The following is a 14,356-nucleotide window of genomic DNA, read 5'->3' as shown; positions in this document are numbered from 1 at the left end:
TATCACTTTTATATTGTTTTCATGATTGAATTTGAGATAATAGAAAAGTAAACAGAAATGCTTTAAAAGTATACTGCTTTAGCTTATATCCTGTTATATAGTACGCCTTTTAGTTTTACCTATTTTTGGGTAATCTGAGACTTCTGTTGAAGAATGTAGTTACCTTAGAGACAGGCTTCTTTGTTTACAACAGTGGTAATAGGAGGCTAGTAATTATTGTGTTGAAGATGTGAATTTTTAGAATATTTATAAAAAATATTAGTCCACACATTGAAAGAAGGTGAAGGAATTTTGCAAAAAAAGTTACTTTCCCAAATGGAAATACCACCTTAAAATCGGGACAATGTCATCAAGTGAAATAGGTCTAAGAATGAATTTTGACTAAAAGGAGGAAAACAACATGCAAACAAAAATTGCAAGCAGAGTTCTTTCAGTAATCCTATCTGTCAGCTTATTAATGTTCCAGATGGGTATGTCGGTGGTATATGCCGTAGAAAGTAACCCGATGCAAGAAAGCAAAACCATTACAGCTTTTGTAGATTTGGCAGAGGATGTGAAAAACATTACCGTTCTAGGTACAGCGGAAGCACCACTTATGCTTCTTGCCAGTTCAGGAATTACACTACCGACGGTTGATGGTAATGTGATTTATGCCAATGGCACACCTCTGTTGATTGTAGCTGATGGTACCGGAACTACCGTTTATATCGACAGCAATGCCAACGGTGTGTTGGATTCAGGCGAAAAGTCTCTGGCTGATGCCGGTATTTCAAATGCCCCCCAAAATGGAGCAAGTTTGCTATACACAAGCATTTATGGCGGAGGTCATGAAACAAACGCGGCATATAATACTCATATCGTTATGACAGGCGGTTATATAAGCAATCTTTATGGCGGATGTTGTGGTACATCTCAAACCGCCAATCTTACGGGAGATACCTATATCAAGGTAACCGGGGGGACAATTAATGGATACTGCAGAGGTGGGACTTCAGGTTCTGGAAGTACCATAAGCGGAAGTACTACCGTAATTATGACGGGTGGTACTGCTATCTTTGATATATCCGGCACTTCTGATTGGGGAACAGTTACTGAAATAAAAACTGGTATTGTTACATCAACAAAAGCATATGAAAGTGGTTTTGATAATGGTTTTCTGAAAATTGACACCAACACCTATATTGCCAAGGGAACCATTACGCTTCCTTCTGATTTTGATTTTACCCTGCCAGCAGGCGCTACCCTGACAGTACAACAAGGGGCAAATATAACCAATGAGGGCAAGCTCACTATTCAGGGCAACATGGTCAACGACGGCGCATTTACAAATAATGGCATTGTAAAGAGCGAAGGCGGAAGCTACAGCGGCAGCGGCAACAGTTCTTGGAGCGGAACGCCAATTGAGAACTTAAAGGTTACCGTTTCATCAGCAAAAGAAATAACAGACAGCAGTGCACAGTTTACTGTTAACTGCAATAGAGATGCTACTGTCTATTACCTTGCAAGCGAAACGCCGATTACTGATACCAGCACCTTGGAAACAACAGGTACTTCTAAATCTGTTTCTGCCAATACTGATACTGACATTGAATTTACAAGTCTGAACAATAATACACCCTACACCTATTATGTGGCGGCAAAAGCAGGGAATACATTTACAGATATTAAAACAGTAGCTTTTACAACCTTGAAGAAATCACCGAATCTACAATTGGAAGGCACGGTGAGTGGAAAGGTATTTGACGATACGCCGATTTCTCATAGTACAGTAAATGGTGATTTGTTTACCTGGGATAGCGGAGGAGCACTTTCATTTACTTACTTTACAGATAGTAATGGTACAAAAACTACAAATGCAAGCAGCGGCGCAGCAAATGAAGGTGCATCACCCAAAAATGCAGGAACCTATTATCTGAAAGCAACTCTTGCAGAAAACGATGAGTATGCAGGAGCAGAAACGGATTATATTCCATTTACCATCACAAAATCAGCCACTGAATTTACAGGCGGTATCAAAACCTATAAGGGCGAAGAAGCAACGGATACCTTTACCTATGGCGATACCATAACAGTACAAGTAACGCCAAAGGCAACAGGCACTGCACCTGCGGCAAAGAGTTTGCAGGCGATGCTCAGCTTTTCTGCACCAGAGGCAAACCAGATGGCATTGTTTGTGGGAGATAAGCAGATTACAGAGACAGTTAATGCAACAGACGGCATTTACACAATGACCTATGATACCAAGGCTAAAGACCTTGTAATCGGCAGCAACACCATTACCGCAAAATATGTGGGCAGCAACAACATGGCGGATTACAGCGAAAGCACAACTGTTACGCTGAATAAAAAGGCTATCACCTCAGCAGTAGTTAATTCCGATACTTCTGCAAGCAAGGAATATGACGGAACAAACAGTTTCACAAGTATTGCACTTACAACTTTGGAAGGTGTGGAAAACGATGATAATGTACAAGCAACTGCAGATGGAACAGTAACAGATGTAAATGTGGGCACAGGCAAAACCTTTACTGCAATCAGTGTTAAATTAGATGGTGAGGATAAAGATTATTACAGTCTTGATAATTCTGCTGTTAGCGGAAATGTATCTATCACACAAGCAACTGCTACAGGAGTAAGTCAAGAACTGCAGGCAGTAAAAGGCTTGGAAAAGGAATATACCTTTGATTTAACTAAGCTGTTGCCCGCTCTTTCAGATGGCAAAAGCTTTGGAGATATTACTTATACGGTAGGAACTGTAACTGATGACTACAAAGTTTTAGCACAGAATCCTACTACAGACACTGATATAGTTGATGGAAAAATCACTCTAAAGGTGGCAAATGTAGTTGATAAAGACAAAAAAGCAGCAATACAAATTAAAGTGACATCTGAGAATTATAAGGACTTTACTGCTGATTTGATCGTAAAAACCACAGATAAGTTACCACTTACCATTGAAGCTGTGTTTACAGGTAGAACCTATAACGGAAAACCTTATGCTTACACAGGTACACCAACTTTCAAAAATGATGAAGAAACCGTGTCAGGCATTACCTACACAGCAAAATATACGGGCAGAGACGGCACAACCTATGACGAAAGTGAAACTGCACCAACCAATGTAGGAAAATACAACCTTATACTTACTGTCAGTGGTGAAAGTGCCAATACTTATGTTGCTACAACTACCATAGGCTTCGAAATTACGGAAAAACTACCATACGTACCACCATATAATCCACCAACTCCAACTCCTCAGCCAACAACTGAAACGAGAGAAGTGCCAGTAGTAGTTGACAATGGAGGAACAAATACAAATGCAGCTCAGGTACCAGTTACAAGGACTACGGATAGTGATGGAATAAAGACAGACACTGTAAAATTTGACGAAGATAAAGCAAAAGAAACGGTAACAAAGGCTTTGGAAACAAAGACAGATACAGCAACTATTAGTGTAACAGATATACCAGGAAACAATGCAGATAAGGTAGAAGTGCAGGTTCCTCAAAGTTCAATGACACAGCTAGGAAGTAACAATATAGGATTAGATGTAAGAACAGAAAAAGCAGCCTTAGAATTACCAAAGGAAACAGTAAGCGGGCTGAAAGATAAAGATGCAAAAATCCAAATTAGTGAGGTAAAGGATAGCAATAAAGTTGAAGAAACTAAAGGGCTTATTCTTAAGCTAGCGTCAGGTTCAGAGGTAATTGCAGCTCCTCTAAAAATAGAAACTAATTTTACAGGTAAAACAAAAATAACACTGCCAATAGATGCTTCAAAGCTGCCAATCTCAAAGGAAGAACTAGATAAATTCCTTTCATCTTTAGCAGTAATGGTTCAGCACAGTGATGGAGAAAATGCAATAGATAAAGGTACTATAACATATGATGAAAAGGGAAAAGCAATAGGAATTTCAATTTGGGTGGATAAATTCAGTGACTTTACCTTAATAAGCTTACCAGAAAGCTATTTTCAAGGAAGAACTACAGTAATGAAAGATAAGGTAGTAGAAGATAAAGAATGGCAGATAAAATTCACAAAAACAGCAGACTCAAGTACAATAACAAAGGATAATGTTTATGTAACAGATTTGAAAGGAAACAGAGTTGAGGTAGAAGTAAGCTATGGCTCAGATAATATATTGAAGGTAACACCTTTAAATCCTTATAAATCAGGAGAAACTTATTATCTGTATATTAGCAAGAATGTTAAGTCAAGGGATAAGACAGCTTTAGTAAATGAATTGAGGTATCAGTTTACTATTAAGTAGATTTCTATGCAGACCTTCCTATATAAAAATAGAAGCTTGAACAAGCAGGCTGTTTGTCCAAGCTTTCATTTTGCTCAATTAAATAAGAGTTAAAAGCTTGGATAGATTATATGTCTGCTCAAGCTTTTTATTTGTATATCTTTTACAATTTTAGATATTGTTTTTTAAAATTATATTTGAGATAATAGAAAAGTAAACAAAATTACTAGAAAAGTATGGTGTTAATTTATGAAAATAGCAATAGTTGATGATGATAAGGAAGAACGTGCACTTCTAACAGAGTTAATATGCCAGTGTTGCGACAACAACATTTGGAATGCCAAGTTAGTGGGATTTTCTAATGGTGAATCAATGTTCCAAAGCTTTACTCCAGGTGATTTTAACATCTATTTTCTTGATATATATATGGCTGAAATGACAGGGGTAGAAGTGGCTAAAAGAATACGTAAACAAGATGAAAATGCAATATTTATATTTACTACGTCCAGTGAAGAATTTTACAGAGAAGGTTTTGATGTAGGAGCACTTCATTATTTGGTAAAGCCAATAGATTATGCTAAGGTTAAGGATGCTATGAACAGGTGTATTAAATCTTTAGGGGAAATTGCAAGGCAGATTGAAATTAAAGTTGGCAAAAATAGAATTAAAGTGAAATTAGTAGACATTCAGTATATAGAAGTCCTTGGAAATGCTTGTCATATCCATATGGCGAAAAATAAAATTGTAACATATACACCGCTAAACGATTTGGAGAAGCTTATAAATGAAAAGTCATTTTTGAGGTGCCACCGGAGTTTTCTTGTGAATATGCGTGCCATTATTCAGAAAACTTCCGATGGTTTGATCATGGAAAATGGCGCACTGGTACCTGTACCCAAAAATAGTCGGACAAGCATTATGAAAGAAATTGATAATTATAACATAGAAAGCATGTGGGAATGATTATGTTTAATATAGTAATGAAGATACTCTACATCCTATTGTTTATGATACCTTTAAGTATACTGAGATACTATCCATTTTTGGATAAGTTAAGGATTTCATTAAGAAATGTAATTATTATTTATACATTCCTTATTACTCTAGAAGCAGGAGTATTTTCTTATATTACGAATAATGGAAGCATAAATGGTATGGAAATTCAAGTTTACCGTATAGCATGGGGAGGAATTTTTGCATTATATTCTTTTATTGTAATTAAGGATAAATTTTTCAAACAGTTTTTCTTTTATTTGATAGTGGCAAGTTACTCAGCTGTAATTTTTGGCACAGCAAATTTCTTAGAAGCAAATATTTTTCAGGAGGTTTCTGAAAAACACCCTTATACAATTACTAATGTTGCAGTAATTGTACAGATTATATTTACATTTCCTGCAATGTTTGAATTGATACTAAAACGGTTAAAAAAATTTGCAGATTCAGTAGAAACAGATATTTGGAAATTTATTTGGCTGATTCCATTTATGTTTTATTCTATGGGCTTGATTTTCACCACAGATTTAAGTACTGCAGAAAGTTGGAAACATATTGTAACACGATATATGATTGGAATCGGGGCTTTTACTGCTTGTTATATATTACTAAAAACATTAAAACAGTTATCTGACAATGCTAATTTGAAGGAACGACTCTATTTTATCGATCAACAGCTTCAAATGCAGAAAAAGCAATACAAGGCTATTGCTGAGAACGTTGAAAAAACTCGAAAAGCACGTCATGATTTACGGCATCACCTTATATTAGTAAGAAGGTATATTGAGGCGGATAAAAAAGCGGAATTGCTTAAATATTTAGAAGAACAACATCAAAGTATTCCGGTGGATGTAGAGAAAACTATTTGCGAAAATACTGCAGTTAATGTTTTAGTTTGCTATTATATCGGGCTTGCGAAAGAAAAAGGTATCAGAACTGATTTTAAAATTAGTATTCCTACGGATATAGGCATTTTGGATTCAGATCTTTCTATCATTTTTGGTAACTGTATTGAAAACGCACTGGAAGCTTGTGAGAGAATGAAATCTGGAGAAAAATTTATTCGTGTTAGAGCAGGTATGAAAATGGGAGAACTTGTTATTGTCATTGGCAATGGTTTTGATGGACATGTATTATATGATAATGAACAGTTCTTTTCAATTAAACGTAATGGTAATAGAGGCATTGGAATTTCATCTGTTAGGGCAGTAGCAGAAAAATACGGTGGAAATTCTGAGTTTAAGGTAGTAGACGAAAAAAATTTTAAGGTTTCTATAGTTTTGAGGACTAAAGTATAAATTTAAATGGGAATGTTGAGAATTGGAGAGTTATAAGTTTTTATGAATAAAAGCCATGCATATAAGAAAATTTATTTTTCTATTTATGCATGGTTTTTGTTTTTATATGAGATTTCTATGTAGTAATAATTAAGCAATGTGTTTATTTCTAAGTTCATCTATACTAAATACAATAATAGAAAAAACTAATATAAGAGCTGCAGACCAAATGGCTTTTATTCCAAAGTTTAGTGTAAGAAAACCACCTAAAAGTGCTCCAAATAGAAAGAAAAATATAATTACAAAATAGCGAAGAGATCGCACTGCAGCTTTTTTATCTTTTTCTGTGAATGCAACATAAGCTGCGTAGGAAGCTGAACGTAAATTACCAGTACACATTGTAGTACTATAAGGTGAATCGACTAGTGTTCTAAAGGTACAAATTTGTAAGGATGAAACAAAAGATACAGTAATATTTACAATATCATTTGGAACAGTATTTGGTATAAATCCTATAATAAAAAGAATTATAACTTCAAGAATTAAGACAGCTCGGGGTGAGTCTTTTATAAAAGATTCATTTGGTAATTTCTTTGACCATTCACAGATTATTACACCTAATATAAAAGCTAAAATAGGAGCAAGAGACATGGTTGCTTGTCTAAAGTTTCCTTTTGCAGCTTCAACTCCTAATAATACTATATTCCCTGTTTGAGCATTAGCGAAAACGCCACCTCTTGATATATAGGTATAGGCATCTAAAAAACCTCCAACTATGGCAAGGAGCACTCCGAGATGAAGTGATTCATTAGTAATATTATTTAGAGGTAGCTTAAATTTATTTTTTTGTAAAGTGCTTAGATGATTAGAAATCAAAATAGAAACACTCCTTTCTGTAGAATTATAAATTAGCACTAAATATTATACTGCTAATTTATAAATATGATAATATTATTCGACTAAATAAAGTAAAAAATTTTATTATATCAAAAATTTTAAGATTTTCCAAAGTACTTTCTTATATTAGCAAAAAAGTTTTAAGTATAATACATAGTAAGCCAGGTTTGGTAATATAGTCCGTTTATGGTACGATTCGTTGAAGTTTGAATTTTGTAGTAAATGACGATATAATGAGTACATACTTTTAGAAGCATTGAATTTATATAAAAGGGGATGTTAAGTTGGTTAATAACATAAGTGATAATGAACTAATTCAATCTTTTTATAACTTAATACCGTATTTTAAACATTACTTTGAGGATGAATTAGCATTTACTATATCTAATACAGAAAAGTTTTTATTAGTACAAGATAGTGAGAATATCAAAATGTCCTCGAAAACTGGAGACGCTATACCTGTTGGATGTGCAGCATATGAATGTCTTAAACAGAAAAAGCCAGTTTCTATCATAGTGCCTAAAGAAGTTTTTGGTACACCCTTGAAAGCTATGGCTGTACCAGTATATGAAAATAACACAATTGTAGATACCATTGTAATTGGAACTAGTCTTGAAAGGCTTTGGAGTAGTTTCAAATGAAATATCTCAGAAATTTAATGATTCAAATAATGTGTTAGATAAACAAACAGCTTCTATTGAAGAAATATCATCTACAATCCAGAAATTAAATTCAAATGCTGCTATACTAAAAGATATTGTGTCAAAATTGTAAGAGGGGGGATTTATTTTGAAAATTACAACTCTAATTGAAAATTCACAGGATGATTTAAAAGTATTGAAAAACGAGCATGGACTATCTATGTTTATTCAGACACCTAACTGTAATATTCTTTTTGATACAGGCAAAAGTGGAGACTTCATAGATAATGCTAAAAAGTTAAATATTGATATTTCTAAAACAGATATAATTGTATTGAGTCATGCGCATTATGATCATTGTGGTGGAATTAAACGATTTATAGAAAACTTTAATATAAGGCCTCAATTATTTATAGGCGAAGATTTTTTTAATAATAGTGATAGATATCATTACTCAGATGGAAAGCTTAAAACTGATTTTTCTAATGAAACAGGTTATACATATGTTGGAATAAATTTTAATGAAAGTTATTTAAAGTCAAATAGAATTCCAATTAATTTTGTACGTACTAGTGTAACTGAAATATCAGAGAACATATACATATGTTCAAATTTTAATAAATATCACAGCTTTGAAAAAGCAAATAAGAGTATGCAAATAAAAGTAGGAAATAAATATATAACCGATAGTTTCTCTGATGAAATTGCACTTGTACTAGATACTCCAAAAGGTTTATTAATTCTTCTTGGATGTTCTCACCCAGGAGTTCTTAATATGGTAACTACTATAAGTGAAACTTTTCAAAAGAAAGTACTAGGTGTTGTTGGAGGTACTCATCTTGTTGAGGCTGATAATGACAGAATTAAAAAATCTATTGAATATTTTAATGATTTGGATATAAGCATGGTTGGAGTATCTCACTGTACTGGCGAAAAGGCTGTGGAACTATTTGCTGAAGGATGTAAAGGATTTTTTATTAATAAAACAGGAACTGTTATTGAAATTTAGATGCCCACGACTGAAAGTTTAGATGATATTTTTAAAAACTGTTGACGATTTTATTGTCAGCAGTTTTTTTCTTAAGGTAATCTTAAGGTTTTGTTAAGTTAAGCTAAATGATACCAATATAGAATTAAATACGTAGTGAAAATTGGATAAATAAAGTATAACTGTTATAATAATTAGTAAATGTAAAGCCAATCCATATGCATAGGGGAAGAGGAGTTGTATCTTTATGAAAAAAGTATTAATTGCTGATGATGAAAAGGAGTTAGTAGAACTCTTATCATTATATTTAGAAAAAGAATATGAATTGTTTAAAGCTTACGATGGTAGCATGGCATTAGATATTTTACAATCAAATAATATTGATATTGCTGTAATTGATATAATGATGCCTAATATAGATGGATATCAGTTAATAAAAAGGATAAGGGAGAAATTCAATATTCCTGTTATCATGCTTTCTGCAAAGGGTGAATACAGTGACAGGATACTTGGATTAGAGCTTGGTGCAGACGATTATGTAACTAAGCCCTTTAACCCACTTGAGATTGCAGCAAGAATAAAAGCTCAGCTTAGAAGATATTATAAATTTAATGAAAATACAAAGGAAAAGGTTGAAATTATAGAATTTGGCACTTTAAGGTTGGACAAAGCTACATATGTTCTTTACAAAAATAATGAAGAAGTTGCTCTTACCTCAACAGAATATAAAATTCTTTTACTTTTAATGAGTAGTCCAGGCAGGGTATTTACTAAAAAGCAAATCTTTGAACAAGTGTGGGAAGAAACCTTTTATGGTGATGATAATTCAATAATGGTTCATATGAGTAAACTTAGAGAAAAAATTGAGGAAGATTCTAAAAAACCTATATACATTAAAACTATAAGGGGTCTTGGGTATAAATTTATGGAGAATTTAAATAATGTTTAAGATAAGAAGAAAATCAAAAAAAGTATATACTTCAATGTTTCAAAATTATTTACTATTTGTATTTCTTATTATATTGGTATTTATCGCTGGCGTATCATTTCCGATTTTTGGCATAGGAAGAATGATAACTTCACAGGAATATATAGGAGAAATGCAGCAGTTTTACATGGCCTCAAAGATAGTAAAAAGCGATTATAAAAGTATAGATGCTTCAAAAATCACTTCTGTTGGAGGATGGGTGGAAATATTAGATTCAGATAGGAATTTGATTCATGTTATTGGTAAAAAGAAAGATGATAAAAAAGCTTATACAGAGGCAGAAATGTATGAACTAATGAATTGGAATTTAGATGTATCAAAAATAGGAAATGAAAATTTGAATTCAATAACTCCTTTTTATTCAGAAGGAAAGAAATATTACTGTATAGTTAAAGTACCTCCTGGAGTTATAAAAATAGAAATAAGCAGAGTAAACGAACCCCAAAAATATATAGAAAAGGCAGCTATCCATATAGTTATAGGAATGCTTATCATATTAGTATTTTTAATTATAGTAATATTATTTTATGCATTCTGGACATCCAGAAAAATAGTAAAGCCATTAAATAAAATACTTGAAGGAATAAAGAAAATGACAGAGGGAGATTATTCTACTAGGATTAACTTTAAAGCAGCCAATGAATTTGCACAGATAAAGGATGCTTTTAATTTTATGGCAGAAAAGATTCAAGCTAGTGAACTGGAAAGAGAAAAAGTTGAAAGACTAAAGCAGCAATTTTTTGTGGATATTTCTCATGATTTAAAAACTCCAGTGTCTTCTGTACAGGGATATTCAAAGGCATTATATGATGGAGTTGTTGTAGATGAAGATAAAAAAAGGCTGTATCTTAAAACAATATATGAAAAATCTCAGAGGGTAACCAGTCTTATTGAAAACATTCATGAATTAGCCAAGCTTAATAATGATACTTATATTATGTATAAAGAAAGAATTGACATTTGTGAGTTTATGAGAGAACTAGTTGTTGAGTTTTATCCCGAAATTGAAAATAGAAATTTTGAATTTATAATTGATATACCTGAATATGCTATTGAATATGAATTTGATAAAAATGAAATGTCAAGGGCAATTTCCAATATTATTTCAAATGCTTTAAAGTACAACCCAGACTATACAACTCTAAAAATAGAACTTGAGAAAAAGCTAAAGAGTATAGAAATTATAATTGCAGATAATGGAGTAGGCATTGAGGAAGGATTAAAGGAGCAAATATTTGAAGCTTTTACAAGAGGAGACTTATCAAGAAAAACCAGTGGAGGAACAGGTATAGGTCTTTCGATTGCATATAAAATAATTGAAAAACATGGTGGTAAATTGTATCTTGAGTCAGAACAAGATTTTAAAACGGCGTTTGTAATACAGTTGAAGTTATTATAAACGACTATTATTAAATGAAACTCCTTCTTCTTTTAGTCAAATGAGTAAGTGATTCACTGCAAATCAGCACTCTATGTAAGCGACTATCTCCAAATCATAGATTTGGGATATCTGCTTAAGATTTGGGATATCTGCTTAACATTTGAGTTCTTTGCTTAATAATGGAGGGTTATGAATGAGGAATTTTTTTGAGAATATAACAATAAAGAAATTAGTACTTGTATATTTTTTTGTTGTTATATTCAGTATTATAGTATCAGAACAATCTTATTTTAAAGAAATTACTATATTAGATTTTAATTTTTGGCTAGTGGTAATTAATCTGCTTATGTTCTTTTGGTTTATGTATAAATGTGTTAAAAGCAAGATAGAGTTAAAGCCTATTGTAGAGGATTTTAAGTGCAAATTTAAGTGGGGTGAAGTAATAAAAGTAGTTTGTATAAATGTTATTTTAAGTCTTAGTTTTGCATGTTTAGCACTTTGTTTAGCTTATATGATAAGTCCAGAATTTTGTAATAAACTATTAGCAGATACTAACGAAAATAGCAGCAATACTCTTAGTTCCTTGATTTTTAATTGTATAGGTGCAGTATTGTTAGCTCCTGCTGTTGAAGAATGTATGTTTAGAGGTGTTATTTTAAATAGAGTGAAAATGAAGTATGGTGTTTTTAAAGCAATAATATTATCATCCATTTTATTTGGAATAATGCATGCGGATCTTGCTTTCTTAGGAGCATTTGCCTTTGGGATTATGATGTGCTTAATATATATAAAAACAGAAAATATATTAATTACCATAAGTATACATGCTTTTAATAACTTTTTGGTATCATTAGTTCAAGTTATTTCATTTTTTACTTCCAGTTCTTCAGGGAGCAGTAACATTAGTAAAAGTGATATTATGCTTTGGTTGCCAATAAGTTTAGTTGGTTTTTTAGTTTCAGGTTTCTTTACTGTAAAATATATTAAGAAGAATTGGCCAGAGAAAATGCAAATTACGGAAAGTATAATTTAACTGTGGAGGTGTTTTATGGACTTAAATTTATTTAAATATGTTAAACTTAAAGGATATTTTTTAAAGTTGATTGGGACAATGGTAATTTTTGTTATAGCATTGGTTGGTATAATTTTAATTGTAGGTAAGCAAAGATTGAAGCCTAGCAGTGGTTATATACTTAGTATTATGCCACTTGTAATCAATTTGGCGTTATTAATAATAACTTTAGGTGAGTTAAAGAAAAATAATATAAACATTAAAGATGTAATAGGAAGGCCTAAAAAGAAATCTTTTATATTTGAAGTTCCTATATCATTAATATTGACATATATTGCAGGAATAGGAATGATTCTAATATTATTGTATATAGTGTATAGAATTAATCCTGGTATTGTTCAAAATTTTAATAAAGGCCTTAAAGATACATACGAAAAAGCGCCTAATAGCTTTATTATGACTATTGATTTTGTAGATACAGTTTTACTGGCACCTATACTAGAGGAAATTATATTTAGAGGTATTCTTTTAAGTAAGTTATACAATAAATATGGGATAATTAGAGCAATAATTTTTACATCAGGTATATTTTTTATGATACATTTTAGGTCAAACCCTATGACCTTTGCTATAGGAATAACAAATTGTATATTAGTGTTAAAATACAAATCTTTGATTCCTGCTATAATATGTCATGGTTTGAATAATCTCTTTGTATTTATGAAAACTATGGGAAATAAAGTGAGTAGTAATGAAGCTGTACCATTTGAAGTGAACATAGCTTTTTTAATAACAGGAATGATAATGATAGGTATATATGCTTTATATATTTATAAGAATCGATCCTATATTAGAAATGCAAATTTATCAAAGTCTGGTTTGATAGATTATTTATAGTAAGATGATAGGTTTAAATAAGAGTTGCAATTAAAGTTCGAAGATTGAACGGTGCATGATAAAATAATTGAGTTGAAAGGTGAAAAAATGAAAACAGTAATATTTTTAATAAGACATGGAGAAACTAAATGGAATTCATTGGGTAAATTTCAGGGGTGTAAAGATATAGATTTAGCTGAGAATGGCTTGGTACAAGCTAACTACCTAAAAGAAAGACTTGAAAGTAAGTTTGATTTTATATATACAAGTCCGCTGAAAAGGGCTTTTGAAACTGCAAGGATTTTAGCATCAGAGAGCAAAAAGAAACTTTTGATAGAAAACGACTTAAGAGAAATTAATTTTGGAGAATGGGAAGGGATGACTGTTACTCAAATAAAGACAAGTTATCCAGAAGCTTTTGAAACGTGGAAAACTGATAAGTTTGAAGCTCCCCTTTGTGGTGGAGATAAGAGTATAAAGTTGGCATCTGTAAGGGCAGCTAACTGTATTCTAAAAATTGCCAAGAAACATAATGGAAACAGAGTGGCGATTGTAGCACACGGAGGAATATTAAAGGCTGGACTTATTGGAATTTTAGGATGGGATATGACTATGTATCATAAAATTGTTTTGGGAAATACTGCTATAAGTCAGGTGAATTTTGACGAAGAATTTAATCCTTGTTTAATATCATTAAATGATACTAATCATTTACCACGAGAAAGTAAATCAGTATCATTTGTGTAGATGAATTTTTATATAGAGTTCTTGAACTATTTTGGAAGAACAAAGCTTTTAACACGAGAAGATAAATACATTATTAAGAAGTTATATAGAAAGTAAGGCTGTAAATGATATGGTAGAGGAAAAAATAACTTCTAAAGTGGCACGACTTTATTGGAAAAGATAAGAAATAATAAAAAAGGCTGGTAAATTTATAGACACACACTAGACACTTAACTTATGCTCCAGGATATATTTACATTCTTCCAGCACTATAAATACTTTTGACAAGTCTAAAGTATTTAAATGTGTCTTCCAGAATGTAAATATA

At 32.0% G+C, this 14,356-nt stretch carries 12 protein-coding genes; 11 read left to right on the top strand and 1 reads right to left on the bottom strand.

Features of this window, described 5'->3' with window-relative positions:
- The first annotated feature begins 400 nt into the window (after positions 1 to 400).
- The 3 genes from I6U48_RS06055 (at position 401) to I6U48_RS06045 (ending at position 6,540) form a co-directional block, all read left to right on the top strand.
- Positions 401 to 4,270 (top strand): YDG domain-containing protein, encoded by a 3,870-nt coding sequence (locus I6U48_RS06055; RefSeq protein ID WP_218319514.1) that lies wholly within the window; start codon positions 401 to 403, stop codon positions 4,268 to 4,270.
- A gap of 228 nt (positions 4,271 to 4,498) precedes the next feature.
- On the top strand, positions 4,499 to 5,212 hold the full coding sequence (locus I6U48_RS06050) for a LytR/AlgR family response regulator transcription factor (protein ID WP_218319513.1): 714 nt from the start codon (positions 4,499 to 4,501) through the stop codon (positions 5,210 to 5,212).
- A 2-nt stretch (positions 5,213 to 5,214) separates the two neighbouring features.
- On the top strand, positions 5,215 to 6,540 hold the full coding sequence (locus I6U48_RS06045) for a sensor histidine kinase (RefSeq protein WP_246615222.1): 1,326 nt from the start codon (positions 5,215 to 5,217) through the stop codon (positions 6,538 to 6,540).
- A 129-nt stretch (positions 6,541 to 6,669) separates the two neighbouring features.
- Here the strand turns inward: I6U48_RS06045 and I6U48_RS06040 are convergent, their stop codons facing one another.
- On the bottom strand, positions 6,670 to 7,392 hold the full coding sequence (locus I6U48_RS06040) for a YoaK family protein (protein WP_312890909.1): 723 nt from the start codon (positions 7,390 to 7,392) through the stop codon (positions 6,670 to 6,672).
- A gap of 308 nt (positions 7,393 to 7,700) precedes the next feature.
- Between I6U48_RS06040 and I6U48_RS06035 the strand changes: the two genes are divergently transcribed.
- From I6U48_RS06035 to I6U48_RS06005, 8 genes are all read left to right on the top strand, one after another.
- Complete coding sequence (locus I6U48_RS06035) at positions 7,701 to 8,057, top strand: hypothetical protein (protein ID WP_246615221.1); 357 nt, start codon at positions 7,701 to 7,703, stop codon at positions 8,055 to 8,057.
- Positions 8,029 to 8,190, top strand: a complete 162-nt coding sequence (locus tag I6U48_RS29560; RefSeq protein ID WP_246615220.1) for a hypothetical protein — start codon at positions 8,029 to 8,031, stop codon at positions 8,188 to 8,190. The genes I6U48_RS06035 and I6U48_RS29560 overlap by 29 nt, the downstream gene beginning before the upstream one ends.
- Positions 8,191 to 8,205: 15 nt before the next feature.
- Complete coding sequence (locus I6U48_RS06030) at positions 8,206 to 9,066, top strand: MBL fold metallo-hydrolase (protein ID WP_218319510.1); 861 nt, start codon at positions 8,206 to 8,208, stop codon at positions 9,064 to 9,066.
- A gap of 226 nt (positions 9,067 to 9,292) precedes the next feature.
- Positions 9,293 to 9,994 carry a response regulator transcription factor gene (locus tag I6U48_RS06025; RefSeq protein ID WP_218319509.1) on the top strand — a complete coding sequence of 234 codons (702 nt, stop codon included), beginning with the start codon at positions 9,293 to 9,295 and terminating at the stop codon, positions 9,992 to 9,994.
- A complete protein-coding gene (locus I6U48_RS06020) occupies positions 9,987 to 11,432 on the top strand; it encodes a HAMP domain-containing sensor histidine kinase (protein ID WP_218319508.1) in 1,446 nt (481 codons plus the stop codon). Before I6U48_RS06025 ends, I6U48_RS06020 begins: the two co-directional genes overlap by 8 nt.
- 175 nt (positions 11,433 to 11,607) lie before the next feature.
- Positions 11,608 to 12,447, top strand: coding sequence for a CPBP family intramembrane glutamic endopeptidase (locus I6U48_RS06015; RefSeq protein WP_218319507.1), 840 nt, complete (start codon positions 11,608 to 11,610; stop codon positions 12,445 to 12,447).
- A gap of 15 nt (positions 12,448 to 12,462) precedes the next feature.
- The gene (locus tag I6U48_RS06010) at positions 12,463 to 13,323 is read left to right on the top strand and encodes a CPBP family intramembrane glutamic endopeptidase (protein ID WP_218319506.1); all 861 of its coding nucleotides are present in this window, start codon (positions 12,463 to 12,465) and stop codon (positions 13,321 to 13,323) included.
- 87 nt (positions 13,324 to 13,410) lie between these two features.
- Positions 13,411 to 14,049: a histidine phosphatase family protein gene (locus tag I6U48_RS06005; protein ID WP_218319637.1), complete on the top strand. Its 639-nt coding sequence runs from the start codon at positions 13,411 to 13,413 to the stop codon at positions 14,047 to 14,049.
- The last annotated feature ends 307 nt before the right edge of the window (positions 14,050 to 14,356 follow it).

This window comes from Clostridium thailandense (assembly GCF_019207025.1).
Classification (GTDB): Bacteria; Bacillota; Clostridia; order Clostridiales; family Clostridiaceae; genus Clostridium_AM; species Clostridium_AM thailandense.
Note: the sequence above shows the minus strand (reverse complement) of the source record. Positions and strands in the feature narration are given on the sequence as shown.